We start from the raw sequence: 19772 nt of genomic DNA on the forward strand, positions 1-19772 counted from the left end.
CCCGTTTGATTAAGGGGATGGAAGCTTTTTTCATACAGTCGATTGTTCGAAGAAGTCGTCGACGCGGGAATGATGGGAATGATTTAACTGTTCTTGGACGATGAGGGATAGCGCGCGGACTTGGAAGTCAGCCATATAGTAGAAGAGACCGTTATCGAGTTCAGAAATCGACGTCGGTTCAAGGAAGATGTAAGGGTGTGTCAGGTGATGCAGTTGCAGGGAGAGCTCCAGTTTATGATTCACCGGTAGACGAATCGAGGAATAGAAAGAAATCGTCCGATTCGTACAACGATTAATCAAGATCGGAGACGATCCGACTTGGATCGACTGTCCATTCAGCTTCGAAATCGTCACCTTCGCATGCAGACTAAGAATCGGCTCCTTCGGTGGAGCGGTGCCCGTATCTTTCGGATAGAGAGTGCCGTTTGCAAGCAGTTGCTTAAAAGTCTCGATATCGACGGGTTTACTGAAGAGATAGCCTTGGATCATCTCACATTCCAAGTCTCGATACAGATTCAGCTGTTGCATGTTCTCGATGCCTTCTGCAACGACGGTCAAACCGAACTCCTTCGCCATATAGATGACGCTTTTGATGACGGAGAGACTCTTTGGATCGTGTTCGGCATGGATTGCGAACGATCGATCAATCTTCAGGCAATGCACCGGATAACGCTGGACATAAGAAATCGATGAATAAGCTGTTCCGAAATCATCGAGTGATAGTTTGACACCGAGATCAACAAGACGGTCGAGTGTCTCGAGGACTTGTCCGCCTTCAAGTAGCACGTCGGACTCAAGTAGTTCAATCTCCAACAGATGTCCAAGAACACCGTGTTTTTTTAAATATCGTTCGACGATACTCGCAAAATCACCGTAGAACAGCCGTTTCGGTGATAAGTTGATCGATAACGGAACAACATGCTCCGGTTGCTCATCGAGTAGATCACGAATCAATCGACAGGCTTGATCGAGTACCCAGTCACCGATGTGGATGTAGAGATCACTTTCTTCTGACAGAGATAAGAAATCCTTTGGCGCCAGTCGCCCCCACTCTGGATGTTCCCAACGAATCAACGCTTCCGCACCAACGATACGTCCACTCCAGCTATCGACTTTCGGTTGATACTCAAGGAAGAGTTGATTCTTCTTGATGACATGGCGCAAATCGCGTTCGAGTTGATAGCGACGGTATGTCGTGATGTCGAGTTTCGACGAATAGAATTGGAAATTACTCTTAGAGATCGACTTGGCACGACGGAGTGCTGTATATGACTGTTTAATCAACTCTTCTGCCGTATGATCGTGATGGACGGAATAGGTGATGCCGATGAAGACCTTCGAAAACAGTTCATAGGACAAGACGTCGAACCGGTGATGAGTCAGCTCGAGCAATTGATTAGCAAGTCCGATTGCCCGTGTTTCGTCGATTTTACCTTTTAGGATGATAAGGAATTTATCACCAAATAGATGACCGATGAATACTTCTTTTTTGATAATCTTTTTCACAGTTGCACTTGTCTGGCGGATCCATTCTTCCCCGATTTCGTGACCGAATCGCTCAGCGAGACGGCTGTGTTGATTAAACGTGACCGTTAATAAAGTGAAGGGGGAACGATGCTTCAATAATTCCCGAACCTGTTCTAACGTAAAGGCATGATTGGGTAGATCAGTGATCGGGTCATGCATCGACAAGTGCCAAATCTCATGCTGTTGTTCCTTTAGACGCGTGATATCGGTCGAGACTCCATAGTGACCGAGAACTTCACCATGTGCATCGATGATCGGGATACACGTCTCTTCGACCCAGAATTGGCGGTCGGGATAGTTTAAACGATAGACGAGTCGAACGACTTCCCCTTGACGAATTTTCGGATATGCCTCTTTCATGAGGACGAGATCTTCGGATGAGACGAGTTTCGTCCACAATTGATGATCCTGTTCGATTCGTCGGAGATAATCGGTGTACGGTTCGAGGAACCCGGCAGCATGAAACGTCACGGTATTATCTTTATAACGATGCTCATAAGCAGTAGTATGCAGCGACGTGAAGAACTTTTTAAGAGAGGCAATCGCAAGATCCCGTTCTTGCTCGAGATGGATGAGGGGTGTCGCATCTTTGAGTATGAAGAGAAGTGAACTCGGGATCGTATCCGTCTGAACGACCCCTTCACAGTGGACGATCTTTTGGAATTGACCTCTGCGCCCCATTCGTAACTGCATCGAGAAGGTTGGAATTTGTCCCATATGCAGCGCGAGACTTTGTTCGCGAAAAATCGTTCGATCCTCTGGGTGGAGTTCTTCAAGAAAGTCATAGGTGTCCATCTTCGCTAAGTGTTTCTTAGAAAGTTGTAATAGTGTAGCGAGAGAGGGTGATGCAACGATTTCTTTTGACGTTGGAAAGTATTCAACGAAACTGACTCCTTCGATTGCGTTCGTCAATCGATCTTTCATCAATAAGCGCTGGTAATCGGTTCGGAGTTCTTGTTGCTGTGATACATCACGGGCAATCCCATAAAGACCGATGATGACACGTTGATCGTAAATCGGGATGTTCGTGACGTTCAACGTCAACCAATGCCCATCTTTATGACGAACCGTCGTCGTGAAGTGGACGGTTTCGCCCGAATAGACCCGTTTCTTGAACTGGTTGACTTCCTCTACATCATTGGGCTTTAAAAACGTTTCGAAATGGAGTTGCTTAAGACTATCCCGGTCGTAACCGAGCATAAGCGGAAATTTATTGTTGAAGGAAATGAAGTGACCTTTTGTATCCATCGTATAGACGGCATCCGGATGATTTTCCAAAAAATAAGTGACGTCGGACAGTGTGTATAAATCCAAAGACCCAGGCACAGTTCGTTCAGTGGCACGTTTTTTAAAGAAGCTCATAGGTTTCACCTCGAGAATCATGTTTTTGTTGTTTATAGCATAACAATATTTGTCAATTTTTAATATGTAATCTATTAAAAAAAAGGCGAACGGGATTCTGATAGGTCTTTTGATTCATCTCTTCCGAACATTACCTTTTTGTTCAAAAAAGCTCATAATTGATGAAGAAGCGACCGATATACTGAGAGGAAAGAATTGAACATGAAGTCAATGAGGAGATGAACGCATGCTACGAGGAATGTATACGGCGTCGAATGCGATGCAGGCATTACAACGCCAACAGGAAATGCTCAGTAACAACTTGGCCAATGCGCGGACGCCGGGCTTCCGAGCCGATCAAGCGTCACTCCGGACATTTCCGGAGATGCTGATCCAGCAGACAGCAAACAATGAACGGACAGGTGTGCGGGGAGTCGCGACGGTCGGAAAACTCGCGACCGGTGTCTTCATGCAGGCAGCGACGCCAAACTTCACGCAAGGTTCAATCACGGAGACGGGCAATGCGACGGACTTGCAAATCAGTTCGCTTGACGGGGCACCGCTCTTTACGATTCGCCATCAGGATCCGTTGACGGGAGAGGAAGAGACACTTTATACGACGAACGGACAGTTCGCCGTCGGACAGGATGGATTACTCCGGACAACGGAGAATGATCTCGTCCTAGATACGAACGGACAACCACTCAACGTCGTCAATGAAGATTTCCTCGTTGACGCGAATGGTGCCGTCACAGACGGAAACGGTCAGGCGATCGGTAACCTCGGTCTTGTCGTAACTGATCAACCGGAGACGCTTGAGCGGACAGGAAACGGCTTGTTCCGTTCCGCTAATCCATTGAACGCCGGAAACGTCCGAGTTGATCAAGGTGTACTCGAACTCGGGAACGTCGAGATTGAACAGACGATGGCAGAGATGAATGCTGGTCTGCGTCAGTTCGAAGCCAATCAAAAAGTCATTCAAGCGTACGACCGGACAGCGGAGAAGGCTGTTTCCGAAATCGGACGCGTTCGCTAATAGGAGGATACGATGCAATCAATCTATACATCCGCAAGTACGATGGGACAGTTGCAAAAACAGCTCGACACGACCGGTCAAAACCTGGCTAACGTCGATACGAACGGCTATAAGCGTCGGGATGCCCAGTTCAATGAATTGCTCGTCCGTAACATCAATAACCAAGCGGCGGGCTTCACACCAGGTCCATTGACGACACCAGAAGGGCTTCGACTCGGTGTTGGAGGCTACGTCGCAAACGAAGCGACACGGTTTGGCGTCGGAACGTTCCGGACGACGGACCGAAAACTCGACGCAGCACTTGGGAATCCACACCATTTCTTCGGTGTCATCGATACGGATGGCGTAACGAAGTTCACGCGAGACGGGAACTTTCAGTTGTCACCGCAAGCGAACGGACAAGTTTTGCTGACGGACGATGCCGGACGCTCAGTCATCAACCAAGCGAATGATCCGATCGTCTTGCCGGCGAACGCGACAGAGATTGAGCTGAATAAGGACGGCAACATCACGGGGATCCTAAACGGGGATCGTCGTGTCCTCGCTCGAGTGGGTGTCGCGGACATCCCGAACTACGGTGAGTTGACGGAAGTCGGTGGTGGTTTGTTCACGGCGACCGGACAATACCAGAATGCAGCGGGCAATCCGTTGACGGTCGGTCGACTCGAGACATCAAACGTCGATATGGCACTTGAGATGACGAACTTGACACAGCTGCAGCGGGCGTATCAGTTCAACTCGAAAGCGTTGATGACGAGTGATCAGATGATGGGAATCGTCACGTCTCTTAAATAATCTCACAGCAAAAGGGTGATGCTTCTCATATCGAGAGGTATCACCCTTTTCATTATTTTTCTTGTAACGCGAGATAGATCGCTGCCATGTCCGCATCACCATAAGTCGGTTTTGCTTCAGCGTAGCTAGCGTCCGTCGCTTCTGCAAGTGGTAGTTCGAGCTGTTGACGTTTTGCTTCCGCCGTGATGAGTCCGAGATCCTTTGCCATCAGACGGAGCGGGAAGGCGGACGGGAAGTCGTTCTTCCGGTACATGTCGCGTTTCCCGGTGAAGAGCGGGGTGTTCATCCCGGAAGCACTGATCATCTGAATCAGCTTCTCCTTCTCGAGCCCCGCACCTTCTCCAAGCAACAACGTCTCCGCGACCCCTTGTCCGACGACAGCAAGCAATAAATTAATGGCAAGTTTCGCCGCACTGCCTGTTCCGTGTGGTCCGAAATGAATCGTTTCCTTGCCGAGTAGGTCAAGATATGGCTGACAGGTCGCGACGACTTCTGAGTCACCACCGGCAAGTAAGACGAGCTGACCGTTTTCTGCGACCGGAACGGAGCCCGAGACCGGCGATTCCAAGTACGTGCCACCGCTTTTTTCGACGAGACGAGCCATCTCCTTCGTTTCTTCCGGTGAGATCGTACTTAAATTAACGATCATTTTACCGCTAAGAGCGGGTGTGATGTCTTCGATGACGGATGCGACAGCTGGTCCGTCCGCGAGCATGACGAAGACGATATCGCTTTGACGCACGACGTCCTGTGCTTCTTTGACAGCTGTCGCTCCTCGTTCAGTCAGTGGAGCTGTCTTTTCATACGTCCGGTTGTAGACGGTCAAGCCATGCCCACCGTCAAGTAGACGTGTTGCCATCGGTACCCCCATATGTCCTAACCCAATCCATCCAAGTTGCATGTCGATTCCTCCTTAAAATAATGCGCTTTTGACTATACCCCGCGCCTGATTGAATCTAACGACAAAAAAGACCGTCCATGTGATGTGAACGGTCAGGTGATTAATCTTCATATGTGAGAATCGTCGAGATGACAGCGATCGGGAAGCGAATCGTAAAGGTTGATCCGACACCGACGACGGATTCGACATCGATCGTTCCGTTGTGGTGTTTGACGATTTCCTTACAGATCGAGAGACCAAGACCGGTCCCGCCGATTTTTCGCGTCTCGGAGTTATCGACACGATAGAACTTATCGAACAATTTCGGAAGCGCGTCTTGCGGAATCCCGATACCTTCATCTTGGATCCGGATTTGAGCGAAACCGAGTTCATTTGTAATCCGTATCAAGACCGTACCACCGCTCGGGGAGTACTTGACGGCATTACTGAGTAGGTTGTTCAGCAACTGCTTCATCTTTTCTGCATCGCCGTCAATCATGATTGGTCCACGGGCTTCGAAATCAATTTGATGCGTCTCGTGCGAGACATCATAGAACTCGATCAAGTCCTGGGCGAGTTCGACGACATCGAACGTCATCATCTCATAGCGATGTTCACTCGACTCCATGCGCTGAACGTCGAGGAAGTCATTGACGAGCGTCGTCAGGCGACCAGTCTCGGAGTGAATCGTCTGCAGATATTTCCGTTGCCGTTCTTCCTCGAACCGTTTGTTGAGCATCAGCTCCGTGAAGCCATAAATCGAAGAGAGTGGGGTCCGTAACTCATGCGAGACGGTCGAGACGAACTCTTCCTTCATCCGCTCGGCTTCCGTTTCTTTCGTCACGTCGCGAAGAACGAGCATCGTACCGACCCATGTGCCGTCGACTTCAATCTTCTCAGCGTAAATCTGGATATAGGTACTATACTTTCGAATCGAGACAATCAAGCTATCTTTCGGTAAATCGAGTTCGACGATTTGTTCGATGTAGCGTTCGAACGCTGCCGGTTCATCAATGATGTCAGCTAATGCCTGCATCGCTTGCTCGAAGGCGGAGCGTTCTTCATCCTCGAACTGAGTCGGGACTTCCGGGAATAACGTCATCAGCGGTTCGTTGACGAGTAACTCATCTGTCTCATGTTCGATGTAGACGACGGCTTCCCGAATCGAGTTCAATAGTTGTGTCGTCTTGTTTTTCTCACGGATCATTTCCTCATAGATGCCCATCCGTAGGAGTGAGAGTGACAATTGATGCGAGAACGACAGGATGTCGCTCATTTGCTCCGTCGTGAAGGCATCACGATAACGAACGAGATAGATGCAGGCGATCATATGCTCTTTTGACGGATCCATGACAGGAACCGCGACCTCATACATATAGTACGGATACGGAAGCGGACTCTCGTGCGCGACCTGTTTTGATGAATGAACAGGACGCTTCAAGAGACTCGCTCGGTGCAAGAGTGACTGATCGTCAGAGACAAGACGACCGACCATCTCTTCCGTCATCCCGTAATCGATCGTCGAGCGGACTTCTTGTTGATCGAGGAACAACAGGGCACCGATTTCAGAATGCGTGATGGAGACGAGCTTTTCGATGATTTCCGGATAAGCCGTCAACGTCTCACGAGAAGCGAGCGTCTCCGTCAATTCATTGCGATACTTCAGGTGTTGTTCACTGCGAAGCGTGATATCGAGTGCTTCTTCGAGTTCCTCCTGCTGCGCTTGCAATTCTTCTTGTTGGGCGACGAGTTCCTCTTGTTGCGCTTGGAGTTCCTCGTTCTTCGCCAGCATATGGACCTTGTTATCGGCAATCGAAGCCGCCATCTGATTGAACGATGCCGTCAGCGTATGCAGTTCATCCTTGCGTTTCGGCAATGGAATCGCTTGAATGTCTTCTCCCGTCGCAAGTAAGGCGCTGTCGCGAGACAGTGTATTGACCTGCTTCGTGACGCGGCTGATGAACGGGCGTACGAGCGAGAAGAGGACGAGAATCAAGACGACGAGATTTGAGAGCCAGATGAACTGAGCAACACGCATTTCGCCAAGGAGATCGTTCTTCGCATCGACTTCTTTCCCTTGGATCAGCGTCAGATAATCAGCAAGTAACGTATCAATCCGTGTCATGTCGACATCAGCGTCGGATAAACTAACCGATCCGCGTAACGTACCGTTTTCAGTGAACAAATCTTTTCCGTTCGATAGGGCTGCGAGTGTATTCGGATCAACAAAATCTTCGTTGATCTTTCCATCTTTTTTTCCTTCGACGTATTCGTTGAGGAGCGGAAGCGACGTTCCGAAATAATCGTCATACATTTGACGTGTCGCGGTTGCATATTCTTGACCTTGCTCGTATACGGCATACTTCTCAAACCATGTCGTCAAGCGATTGATCTCCTGTTGGTTTGTCTTGACGGCATCAAGCGTTTCTTGTGAGCCGGTCAATAAGTAGGATTTGACGTTGCTTTGGGCAGCAGTCCATTCGCTAGCGAGTGCGTTTGCATTCGTCCGTCGTTCACGCAAATCATCGAACGTCGCATTCGCCTGATCGATCTTCTGTTCCGTGTAGAAATAAACGATCGCAGACGTGATGCTGAGGGCGACGAACACCATATAGAAGGCGAACATCAATTGGCGACCGATGGTATGATTGATCCATTTCACTGGGGTATCCTCCGTATTCTATTTTTACATGTATCAAAAAGATTTCTTAAATGCCGAATACACTTATCTTACGTAGATTTGAAGGTCTCGGCAAATCTGAATCTGCAAAATTGACTAAAACAAATATATCATATATGTGTTAAACGATAACGAACTATATATTTTCTAAGAATAAGGATTAAGAAGTATCGTTTTAAGGAAAACTAAAGAGGATATTGAACTTCATCATTTTATGTAGGGAAGTGGTTAGATGCAAAAAATGTTCGAAAACAAATGGTACCGATTCGCTTGGTGGGTCATGACGTTACTGATCATCGTCTGGATTGGTAATCACGTTACGTTCCTATTCCGACCAATCGCGATTCTGCTTCAGATGGTCGCACCGCCACTCGCGATTGCCGGAATTCTGTATTATGTCCTGCTACCGATCGTCGAGTTGCTCGAGAAAAAGATGAAGCGGCGCCCGGCTGTTTTGATCGTGCTGGTCGGTTTGATTGGTATACTGACGACACTCGGATTCATCTTTGGTCCGATGTTGTCAGAGCAGATCACACAGTTCGTCAATTCGATTCCGACGCTTGCGACACAGTTCCAGCGGCAATTGGTCGACGTTCGGGAACAACTGGAGAACAGTGCGTTCTTTTCACGATTCATGACGGGGCAAGACAACTTATTCAATAAGTTCTCGGGAAACATCTCGGAATACGCTTCGACGTTCCTGAAGAATATCGGCACAGGTGTCGGTGGATTCGTCAGTGTCCTGACGACGACGGTCGTGACGATCGTCATCATTCCGATCATGTTGATCTACATGTTGCTTGACGGCGATAAGCTCAAAGGCAATCTCGTCAAGCTGATGCCGTATGAGTACCATAAGGAAACGAAGAAAATCCTCGGGGACGTCCACTTGACGATCATGAGCTACATCCGCGGGCAAGTCATCGTCAGCATCGGTGTCGGGATTATAGCTTACATCGGATACCTGATCATCGGGATCGATTATGCGTTATTGCTCGCTTTGTTTGCGACACTAACGAACATCATTCCGTTCCTCGGTCCGGTTCTCGGTGTCATTCCGGCCTTGATCGTCGGGTTCATCCAGGATCCGATTCTTGCGATTTATGCGATCATCGTCATGACGGTCGCGCAGCAAATCGATTCGCACATCATGTCACCACTCGTGCAAGGGAAGACGCTTGACGTTCATCCGTTGACAATCATCATCGTCTTGCTCGTCGCTGGTAACATCGCCGGTTTCTTCGGCGTCTTGCTTGGTGTTCCGTTCTACGCTGTCATGAAGGTCGTCATCCTGAACATTCGTCGTCTCTATCATCTCCGGTCGCAGAAGAAGATGGTCATCACAGAGGAAGAGAAGACGTTTGATACGATCATCACGGAGCGCGATTGAGTTTTGAAATTCACGTAAAAGTACGTCATACTGAAGAGGTAGCTAAGAAAAAGGGGGCAGGAATCAGATGGATTCACGTCATACCGAAGAACAAGCCGATTTACTGGCATTGCAGAAATTCCAACACAACTTCGAGAACAGCTTGAAGTCGAGCATCATTTATCTCTTGCGTGATGGTGCGTTGACGATCGGGGAACTCGAGCAACGGATCGATCAGTCGCACGGTCAAATCCTCGAACAGTTACAGGAATTGATCGAAGATGGACTCGTAGTCCAACAGATGTCTGAGAAAGTACACGGACTTGCCTATTATTTAACGGCACCCGCTGAAGATCTCGTCCGACAGTTCAAGGAATCGATTCGGTGGAGTAAACAGCACATTCGATACTAAAAAAACAGGGTTCTAGACCTACGAGCAGATGCTCGTAGGTCTTTTTACGTTTTTTAAAACTATGGTCATATAAAATTAAATTAAGTCGTTTTTACACAAAATGGATAGAACTAGTATGAAATAAAATTACAATATATTTTAGTGGTTTATTATTAATAATATATATTATTTATATTTTTATGGTAAATTAATATCTAAAATACTGGTTAATAATAACTATTCAACCATTACTTTTGTAAAAAATTGTATATTTTTATGGTAATTGCATGCATAATAATAGGTGTACGATTATTTTTTCCGTAGAAAAGGAGTGTTGAAATGAAGAAAAAAGCACCTGATTTTCGAAAGAAGATGAATCGACACCATAGAAACCACACACGAAGACTAGTAAAACTGCTGGCAGCGTCCTCTCTCGCCCTCTCTCCGATCTCATTCACCTATACGAAAACCGAAGCAGCTGAGAATTCTGAAAAGAAGTTTCAGACGCAACAAAGCCAATTCGCGAACTCAGTTCGAAACTCGCTTGTCCAAGGACCGAATCGAGTCAGCTTAGCTGAAGTTCAACTATTGACGGATGTCGCGGTCAATGCAAATCTGACGGAACAACCGAATAACTATGATTTAGCCCTTAATTTAACCGGAATCGGATTAGCCGATGCGGAAGTATTGAACCCGGACCGGGTGGCTGTCTTCAACATTCCAGATTTAGCGGGAAAAATGCAGGCGAACGGTAGTGCGTCGGTCAGTGTTGAATTATTACCCATCACACTTGAAGATTTACCGACGCTTAAAGGACAGCTAGATCCGTTGACGGGAACAGTAGCAGATACTGTGACTGATCTATTAGCGGGTATCGATCGATTACAACGTACTCCAGTCGTAGGTAGTTTGTTGAGAGTGGAGGGGCTCACAGAATTAACGGATGCTCTGGACAATCTACAGAATTTAGATACCGCACTGTCAGACCTTCTAGATTATGAGGGCTCCGCTCCAGTCACGATTAATCCGGATGGTTCAATCATCATCGATTTTAGTGATGGTTTAGGACAGCATCTTGATACGGTAACGAAACAAGTTGTCCAAGACGCCTTAACCGATTTAGTCAACGCCATCACGAATTTAAAACTATCCGGAATAGCAGGAAACTTAATTGATCCTGTTTTAAACCCAGTCAAAAATTTACTGCCAGGTGTGAACAGTCTTTTAACGGCAGTAACGAACGATACAGTGAACTTGTCGAATGAACTCGCAGGTGTACAAGTACTTGGACCAACTTCTGTTAGTGCCAATGTCATCGTTGATAAACCGGCTGGAGTTGCTCAAGACGAAGTTGTTGTTACAGGATCTGTCGTCAATACGTCTGCAATCGATGTACAACTGCTCGCCGATCTAGATGGTCAAGATACGATCGTCTTTGATGAAGAGGCAGATGGAGATGCTGACGCCGATGCTGACGCGGATGCTGATGCTGACGCCGATGCTGACGCGGATGCTGATGCTGACGCGGATGCCGATGCCGATGCTGATGCTGATGCTGATGCTGACGCCGATGCTGACGCCGATGCTGACGCGGATGCCGATGCTGATGCTGATGCTGATGCTGACGCCGATGCTGACGCCGATGCTGACGCCGATGCTGACGCGGATGCCGATGCTGATGCTGACGCCGATGCGGATGCCGATGCCGACGCTGATGCTGATGCTGACGCCGATGCGGATGCGGATGCCGACGCTGATGCCGATGCCGACGCGGACGCTGATGCGGATGCCGATGCTGACGCCGATGCTGACGCCGATGCGGATGCGGATGCCGACGCGGATGCTGATGCTGACGCGGATGCCGATGCTGATGCTGATGCTGACGCCGACGCCGACGCGGATGCCGATGCCGACGCTGATGCGGATGCCGACGCTGACGCCGATGCCGACGCCGATGCCGACGCCGATGCGGACGCTGATGCCGACGCCGACGCTGATGCGGATGCCGACGCTGACGCCGATGCCGACGCCGATGCGGACGCTGATGCCGACGCCGACGCTGATGCGGATGCCGATGCTGACGCAGACGCTGATGCGGATGCTGACGCGGATGCTGATGCTGACGCCGATGCTGATGCTGACGCCGATGCTGATGCCGATGCTGATGCGGATGCCGACGCTGACGCCGATGCTGACGCGGATGCCGATGCCGACGCGGATGCTGACGCAGATGCCGATGCGGATGCCGACGCTGACGCCGATGCGGATGCCGATGCCGACGCTGATGCTGATGCTGACGCCGATGCGGATGCGGATGCCGACGCGGATGCCGATGCCGACGCGGACGCTGATGCGGATGCCGATGCTGATGCTGACGCTGATGCTGATGCTGACGCGGATGCCGATGCGGATGCTGATGCTGACGCCGATGCGGATGCCGACGCGGATGCCGATGCTGATGCCGACGCTGATGCCGATGCGGATGCCGACGCTGACGCCGATGCCGACGCTGATGCCGATGCTGATGCAGATGCCGACGCTGACGCCGATGCGGATGCTGACGCCGATGCGGATGCCGACGCTGACGCCGATGCCGACGCCGATGCGGACGCTGATGCCGACGCCGACGCTGATGCGGATGCCGACGCTGATGCGGATGCCGATGCTGATGCCGATGCGGATGCGGATGCCGACGCTGACGCCGATGCAGATGCCGATGCTGACGCCGATGCGGATGCCGATGCCGACGCCGACGCCGATGCCGATGCTGACGCTGATGCGGATGCGGATGCCGACGCCGATGCGGATGCTGATGCGGATAACGATAACAATGGAGACAAGGATAATGCTAATGGTGGAAATGACGACAATACTGACAATACTAATGGTGGAGATAATGGTAACAACGAAAATAGTGGAGACGATTCCAACAATGTTTCGAATCAAAACACTAATACTGACAATGATAATATCGTCATAACGATTCCAGCCGTGACACCACCTATGACACCGCCTAGTAATGGACCAGTCATCACCCCATCTCCAATAGTGAGTTCAGGATCAAACATCAAGCCTACACCTTCATCAGGCTCTCTAAGTAGTTCGAGCGTTAAACCGACGTTACCAAACACTTCGGTTAAAGCATCAACCGCGAAATCACCACTCGTTTCAAAACCGATCACTCAACCAGTCAAACGAATCGTCGGTGGTACGTTACCGAATACTTCCGAAAATCTGTTCTTGATCACCCTCATGGGAATGCTTGCGACAGCTGCTGGATTGTTCACGAAACTGTTCCGTCGCCGTCCACAAGAGTAAGTCATGCTGTAGTTAATCGTAGTGGGGCCATCTGTGCCTCACTGCGATTCATCCTTTTAGAATAGGAGTGAAGCTGAACATGGATCTGCTCAACCGATTCACCACTGCCATGGATGTACTGGAACAACACATGAAGACCGATGATATCTATTACTGGAATCGTCAGATGATGTTATTCGTCTCACTCGGACAAGCATCGGAGCGAGCCCATGTCGTTCGATTTCAAGGCAAAGGGCTACAATCCGTAAAAGATCAAGCACGCAATTGGCTCCGCCAACAACCAGAAGTAGCGTGGTTGAAGCTCGACATCGCCCGAAACTTTGAGGCACTCTCGTTTGAGACCTTAAACGAGCGGGTGAAAGACACACGGAAAAATTACTTCCGATACGGAATCGCGTTTGATCGGAAGATGCAATGTGCCTATCTAGAAGAAGAATTGAATGGCAATGCCGTTTTGACAAAAGATCCGACGCATCAAGAACTACACATCAATCTAACGAACTTGAGCAATTATGCGTACCAACAAGGGCGGACGGAGCGGATTGCCTTTCAACCGACAAGTCCATGCCTCCTCTTTGATACACTCGGTGTCTTCGCAGACGAAACACCACATGTACTTGAAGTCATACGTGATGTCGAAAAAATCCGTGAGACGACAAGCCCACTTCCTTCTGAAATCAAGACGATCGTCGCCCAGTCGAGTGAGTACCTTGCTCGCCAAGTCCGGGCGAATGGTCGCTTCCAATATGGTTATTTTCCCTGCTTTGATAAACCGATCAAGTTCTATAACAGCTTACGTCATGCAAGTACACTCTATTCGATGATTGAAGCCTATCGACTGATACCAAGCGAACAATTACGCCAAGCGATCGATCGAGCAAAACGTTATTTGGTCGAGGAACTGATCGTACATGAAGGGGAGCGTTCCTTCGTGCTTGATCGCGAATCAAACGAAATCAAACTCGGTGCGAATGCTGCAGCGATCTTAGCATTGACGGAATACATGCAGACGTTTCAGACGACGGATGAGTTACGACTCAGTCAACGACTCGCAGCAGGCATTCTTTCACTGCAACAACCATCGGGTCAATACCTGCATGTACTCGAGTATCCGTCGTTTGCGTTAAAGGAAGCCTTCCGGATCATCTATTACGAAGGAGAAGCGACATACGCCTTGATGCGGTTGTACGCACTCGATCCCAATCCACGTTGGCTCGATAGTGTCGTCCAATCATTTGATCATTTCATCGCTAAGTCGTACTGGAAGTTCCACGATCACTGGTTGAGCTACAGTGCGAACGAATTAACGAAATGGTTGCCGGAAGCGCGTTACTTCCAGTTCGGTCTCAAGAACGTCTCCCCGAAACTCGACTTCATTCATCACCGGGAAACGACGTACCCGACGTTCCTTGAACTGATGCTTGCTGCACGCGAGATGATCGACCGGATCGAAGCGCTTGGAAGAGTCGACTTATTAGCCGACTTTCCACTCGACTGGCTCGACCAGACGATTGAACGACGGATGATTTATCAGCGAAACGGTTTCTTTTATCCGGAAGTCGCGATGTATATGAAAAAACCCGGTCGGATTCTCGGAAGTTTTTACATCCGGCACCATTCGATGCGGGTCCGGATCGATGACGTCGAGCATAATTTGTCTGGGTATTGCCGGGCATGGGTACGAATGCTGAAGGAGGTGCCGTCATGATGCGACGCGTATCAACGCTGTTACTCGTCATCGGACTTGCCTTACTTGGATACGTCGGATATCAAAAACTGACGGTCCAGCAAACCTTGACGACGGAACTCGCAAAAGCAAAAGATGTCGTTCGGGCGGAAGAAAAGTCATCGACCACATCAAAATCAGAAGCAACGAGCAAACCATCGAAGGAGAAGACGAAGGATGTCCTCTTCCGAACCGGTGAGACGGTCGGATATTTAAGAGTGCCATCACTTGAGATGGAGTTACCGGTGCTTGAAGGCGTCGATGATGCGACACTCGCAAAAGGTGTCGGCCATCATCCGGAGACGGCCTTTCCAGGGCAAGGCGACCGGATTTTCCTCGCCGGGCATAACGATACGACGTTCTCGAAAATCAGTAAGTTGAAGAAGGGCGACGAGGTCGTCCTCTATCTCGCGAACGGGTCCTATCGCTACGTCATGCAATCGAGCGAGATTGTTGATTACAAAGACACGCGGGTCCTTGAGTCAACGAAGCAGGAGTCACTCGTCGTTTCGACCTGTTATCCGTTTTATAACGTCACGGACAGTACGGAACGTTATTTGATCTATTTTGAACCGATCGAGGAGGATGCGTCATGACACGAATCGGAATTTTACGCCTGAACGAGAATCCGCAGTTTCGCGATAAGATTGCCTGCGTCATCGGTGCTTCGATGGGCGTTGACATCTTCTTTTTCCGTCCGCGCGATGTTGATTTCAAAAACCGGACGATCCGCGGACTCTTCTTCGACGAAGATGCGTGGCATCCAAGTATGTATGAGTTTCCGGACGTCATCTACAATCATTTGCCACTCAGTGATGCAGACAAGGAATTATTTAATCGTCTTGCAGCCGAGATTCCCTTTACGACGCACCGGATTGGGAATAAAAATGTCGTCTTACGTCAACTGGCGCAAGAAGGGACGTTTCAAGATGTCTTGATTCCGATGCATCGGGTAAAGAAAGGAAAGGCGATCTTCCCGCTGGTTGAGAAGTACGGAAAAATCGTCTTCAAGCCGGCGAACGGAAAACAAGGACAACGGATTTATACGATTGAGCAGGAGGGAGATAAGTACCGGTTCAGTCATCTACTCGAGTCGACCGTCTGTTCGACAGGGGAATTGATCAGCCGCATCGAAGAAGAGACGAAACGGAATCCGATGATCGTCCAGCCGTTCATCGCCTCGCAAACGATTCATGGGCATTCGTATTGCATGCGGATCCATGTCGCGAAGGGAGCGAACGGGCAATGGAAACTCGTCAAATATTTTCCGTTTGTCAGCAACAATCACCAAGAATCGGTCAGCCATCTCAGTCACGGAGCGTTCTCGACGACGCGGATGGACATCTTCATGAAGCAGAACTATCCGGATCAACATGAAGCGATTTCGCGACGGATCGTTGACTTTGCACGACGATTCCCAGCCTATTTCGAATCGTTTTATGCCTATCCGCTCGATGCGCTCGGGATCGATGTCGGGATTGGTGCGGATGGACGTATCTATCTCTATGAGGTCAACAGCTTGCCTGGTACGCGCTATGTCGAGTTTCAGGCAGAGTATCTCGCGGTCCAGTATTGCCAGTACCTTGCGACACATGGGCGTCCCGGTGTACATGGACTCGACCGGGGATGGATGAAGGAACGGATCGAGGCTTAGAAAAGAGGCGACGTGTGAAGACAGTATTGTTTTATGTGATGTCGGGCTTGCTCGTCCTCCTCATCGTAACGAAATTCATGGTCCCACTCTTCGGTTGGTTTCAGGCAGAGGAGCCGGTAAAAGAAACGAAACCACGGACGTCAATTCGACTGAATGAAGCACAGCTGAAGCAGTTCGATCGCGAAGATCGACTCGGTGTCGTCTATGAGATGGCAGGATTGAAGCTGAAGACGCTGGACGTCGATACGACGGAAAAAACGCGACAAACACCGCTCGTTCAAATGAAGGTCGAAAAACAAAAGCTCCTCCAAGTGATGGGGGAGCAGGGACGGTTGCTTGCGATCACGGTCAAAGTGACGAATCAGTCAGCGGACGAGATTGAAATCTTACCGAAGATCGGGGAGTATGAGACAGAGGACGAGATTGTGACGATTGCGGATCAATTTAATGCCTTGAACGGTAAATACAAACCGGATGAGAGTCGGATCGGGATCGTCTTTATTCCGTCGGAGCAACTCCGCGTGACGGAAGGACGACTCAGTCTGTTCTATGAAACGATGTCCGGTAAGAAACAACTCCGGATTGCATTACCAGCAGCAAAATAAAGAACGGGATGCCTCCAAGTTGGAGACATCCCGTTTTGTCATTTCTGGACGGCGCTGAACGCGTCTTCTGATTCGATTCCTGCTTTATTGACCGCTGTGACGACGAAACGACCTGTTGCATCTTCTGGGAGTGGGAACGCTTTACGCTCGATCGATTCTGTCGTACCGAGTTTTTTGCGTTTTCCATCCTTCTCTTGATAGACGTTGTATTTGACGACGTCTTCATCGGTTGACGCATACCAGTTGATGAATCCACCACTGACGCGAATGTTCGTCGCCGGTTTTGGTGGCGTCTTGACTGGATCCGATGCTTTTTCGTCGAGTTCCGTGAAGACGACGAGTCGGTCATCATACGTGCCTTGGTTCTCATCATACGTTCCGATACAGGTGATCAAGTTGAGGTTCCGGGTATCGGCTGGACCAAAGATTTTCTTCAGTGGTGCTTTTAAGTGATCATACTGGACGAGCTCTTTGACGCGGAAGACGAGCTTCCGTCCGGACGCATCGGTGATTTCGACCGGATCACCTTTCTTCAGCTCATGCAACTTATAGAAGATTGCTGGACCGGTCTTCGTATCAGTGTGACCGTCGATGACGGCATTACCGACGTCACCTGGACGCGGACCGAACTTGTACCAGCCGGCTTGTTGTTCGTTTTTAGGTGTCGCCATCGCGCCATCTTTATCGAGCCCGACCTGTTCGATTTTCGTCTTGATGTCGTGCTTCGGGATGAAGAGTTGTTTCGGAAGCTCGACCTCCGTTGCCGAGAGGTCCTTGAACTCCTTCTTGAAGATTTCAGACGGCTTGAGCGGATCTTCTTCCTTCGTCTCGGAAGAGGCCGCGGATTCTGTTTTTGGATCACCTTGCGTGATGTTTGATGTATCCGGTTTTGTTTGACCGAACAAGAGGAACAGCAGTGTTCCGACCGATGCGACCATCAAGAGGATGCTCGCTGGTAATAACCAACGTTTCATAAACGCGTATCTCCTTTCCGAGAGAAGGGATTCCCTCTATGTACAAAAATAACAGGATAGCATGTCGCTATCCTGTTATTGATTATACCCAATTTCTTAGGCGTTTTGACGTTTACGTGCGAGGACAAGACCGACTGCTCCGAGTGCAAGACCGAATACTGCGATCGCACCAGTTGTTGCAGCTGAGTTGTTGTCGCTCATTCCACCGTTACCTGTGTTAGGCATTGATCCTGGAGTACCATCCATGAACTTCTCTGGTGATTGTTTAACGATTGCATCACCGAGGTTAGCTCCTACGCCGTACATGTAAGCGTAAGACTCACGGAATGTGTCGACAGAACCTTTGTAGTCGCCTTCAACATACTGCATGAACGTATCTTGGACGTAAGTCTCGTGACCTGATACGGCTTCTTGTGCTGCTTTTGTTGGAAGGTTTTCTTCTGTAGCTGCACCAAGGAATGCACCGAAGTCGTTCGAGAACATTTTGAGCATATCTTGTGCGTCACCCATCAATTTTTTGTCGTCATTGATTGCTGCTGTGACGAGATTAGCTTGTGCTTCGATGTGGTTTTTCGTCCAAACTTGCTCGAATTGATCTGCACCGGCTTGACCGTATACTGATTTCATTGCTGCTTTGAAGTCAGCTGTATGCATATCTTCAGCCCAGTTTGCTGCATCGTAATCTTTCGCTTGGTCGACACCAGCTGTCATGCTGAGGTTTGCAAGAGCAACGTGTTCAGCTGCAAGGCTGTTGAGTGTTGAACGAAGGTCTGCTGCTTTTGAGTCAGCTTTCGTGTTGTCGAATTTCTCAGGCATCTGTGTTGTGATAGCAACAGAGAGTGCTTTTGAGATATCATACATACGGCTGTAACCTTCGCGGAACGTGTTGTACGATCCTTCGTAGTCACCAGCTGCATATTGCTGGAATGTTTTGTAGACGTCTGCTTCGTGAGCACGGAGAACTTCTTCAGCAGCTGCTTTCGGGAGTTTACCTTCCGTAGCTGTATCGAGGAAGCTTGAGAGATCTTGGACGAACTCTTCTGTTTCTTTCTTCGAAGCGTTGATACCGTCTTGGTCGTCCGCTTTTACAGCTTTGACGAGGTCTGTCGTATATTTGTTGTGATCAACGAAGATTTTCTCGAACTGTTTTGCGCCTTCTTCGCCATAGACTGAAGCGATTGCTGGAGTCATGTCGAGTGCGTTTTGTTTAAGTGCTGCTTCGTAATATTGCGCGTCTTTTGAACCGTCATATTGTTTCTTCATGTCCATGACTGCAAGGACGAAGTGCTCAGAGAGTAATTGATCGAGTGTTGCACGAAGATCAGCGGCTTTTGTTTTGACCGTGACGTTTTTCGGTGCATCTTGTTTCATGTCTTCTCCGCCACCGGAAGCGAATGCTGCCGTTCCTGGTAGTACGAGTGCTGCTGCCATTGCTGATGCTGCGAATTTTTTCGTGTGTTTCATCTTAAATCATTC

At 49.2% G+C, this 19772-nt stretch carries 14 protein-coding genes; 9 read left to right on the top strand and 5 right to left on the bottom strand.

What is annotated here, in order from left to right; all coding sequences use genetic code 11:
• Positions 1 to 30 precede the first annotated feature (30 nt).
• Positions 31 to 2889, bottom strand: coding sequence for a sensor domain-containing protein (locus KNQ18_RS00650; protein ID WP_215083577.1), 2859 nt, complete (start codon positions 2887 to 2889; stop codon positions 31 to 33).
• A gap of 226 nt (positions 2890 to 3115) precedes the next feature.
• On the opposite strand from KNQ18_RS00650, the gene KNQ18_RS00655 reads away from it, so the two are divergent.
• Together KNQ18_RS00655 and KNQ18_RS00660 are read left to right on the top strand one after the other, a co-directional pair.
• On the top strand, positions 3116 to 3904 hold the full coding sequence (locus KNQ18_RS00655; RefSeq protein WP_214771672.1) for a flagellar hook-basal body protein: 789 nt from the start codon (positions 3116 to 3118) through the stop codon (positions 3902 to 3904).
• A gap of 12 nt (positions 3905 to 3916) precedes the next feature.
• Positions 3917 to 4699, top strand: coding sequence for a flagellar hook-basal body protein (locus tag KNQ18_RS00660; protein ID WP_214771670.1), 783 nt, complete (start codon positions 3917 to 3919; stop codon positions 4697 to 4699).
• Positions 4700 to 4751: 52 nt separating this feature from the next.
• Here the strand turns inward: KNQ18_RS00660 and KNQ18_RS00665 are convergent, their stop codons facing one another.
• Both KNQ18_RS00665 and KNQ18_RS00670 read right to left on the bottom strand, forming a co-directional pair.
• Positions 4752 to 5600: an NAD(P)-dependent oxidoreductase gene (locus KNQ18_RS00665; RefSeq protein WP_214771667.1), complete on the bottom strand. Its 849-nt coding sequence runs from the start codon at positions 5598 to 5600 to the stop codon at positions 4752 to 4754.
• A 100-nt stretch (positions 5601 to 5700) separates the two neighbouring features.
• The gene (locus KNQ18_RS00670) at positions 5701 to 8241 is read right to left on the bottom strand and encodes a HAMP domain-containing sensor histidine kinase (protein WP_214771665.1); all 2541 of its coding nucleotides are present in this window, start codon (positions 8239 to 8241) and stop codon (positions 5701 to 5703) included.
• A 250-nt stretch (positions 8242 to 8491) separates the two neighbouring features.
• Here KNQ18_RS00670 and KNQ18_RS00675 point away from each other — a divergent pair, with 250 nt between their 5' ends.
• From KNQ18_RS00675 to KNQ18_RS00705, 7 genes are all read left to right on the top strand, one after another.
• The gene (locus tag KNQ18_RS00675; RefSeq protein ID WP_149427914.1) at positions 8492 to 9649 is read left to right on the top strand and encodes an AI-2E family transporter; all 1158 of its coding nucleotides are present in this window, start codon (positions 8492 to 8494) and stop codon (positions 9647 to 9649) included.
• A 67-nt stretch (positions 9650 to 9716) separates the two neighbouring features.
• On the top strand, positions 9717 to 10040 hold the full coding sequence (locus KNQ18_RS00680) for a winged helix-turn-helix transcriptional regulator (RefSeq protein WP_023469481.1): 324 nt from the start codon (positions 9717 to 9719) through the stop codon (positions 10038 to 10040).
• 318 nt (positions 10041 to 10358) lie between these two features.
• Positions 10359 to 13337, top strand: coding sequence for an adhesive domain-containing protein (locus KNQ18_RS00685; protein ID WP_215083579.1), 2979 nt, complete (start codon positions 10359 to 10361; stop codon positions 13335 to 13337).
• Positions 13338 to 13416: 79 nt separating this feature from the next.
• Entirely contained in the window at positions 13417 to 15045 is a 1629-nt protein-coding gene (locus KNQ18_RS00690) for a hypothetical protein (RefSeq protein WP_214771642.1), read from the top strand.
• Positions 15042 to 15659, top strand: a complete 618-nt coding sequence (locus tag KNQ18_RS00695) for a class D sortase (protein ID WP_214771639.1) — start codon at positions 15042 to 15044, stop codon at positions 15657 to 15659. The genes KNQ18_RS00690 and KNQ18_RS00695 overlap by 4 nt, the downstream gene beginning before the upstream one ends.
• On the top strand, positions 15656 to 16717 hold the full coding sequence (locus tag KNQ18_RS00700) for a YheC/YheD family protein (RefSeq protein WP_214771636.1): 1062 nt from the start codon (positions 15656 to 15658) through the stop codon (positions 16715 to 16717). The genes KNQ18_RS00695 and KNQ18_RS00700 overlap by 4 nt, the downstream gene beginning before the upstream one ends.
• Before the next feature lie 14 nt (positions 16718 to 16731).
• Positions 16732 to 17322, top strand: a complete 591-nt coding sequence (locus KNQ18_RS00705) for a hypothetical protein (protein WP_214771633.1) — start codon at positions 16732 to 16734, stop codon at positions 17320 to 17322.
• 38 nt (positions 17323 to 17360) lie between these two features.
• On the opposite strand, the gene KNQ18_RS00710 is transcribed toward KNQ18_RS00705, so the two are convergent.
• Positions 17361 to 18296 (bottom strand): class F sortase, encoded by a 936-nt coding sequence (locus KNQ18_RS00710; protein WP_214771630.1) that lies wholly within the window; start codon positions 18294 to 18296, stop codon positions 17361 to 17363.
• A gap of 96 nt (positions 18297 to 18392) precedes the next feature.
• Positions 18393 to 19760, bottom strand: coding sequence for a copper amine oxidase (locus KNQ18_RS00715; protein WP_050678221.1), 1368 nt, complete (start codon positions 19758 to 19760; stop codon positions 18393 to 18395).
• Between the last annotated feature and the right edge of the window lie 12 nt (positions 19761 to 19772).

It is taken from the genome of Exiguobacterium sp. s78, assembly GCF_018618985.1.
GTDB lineage: Bacteria > Bacillota > Bacilli > Exiguobacteriales > Exiguobacteriaceae > Exiguobacterium_A > Exiguobacterium_A abrahamii.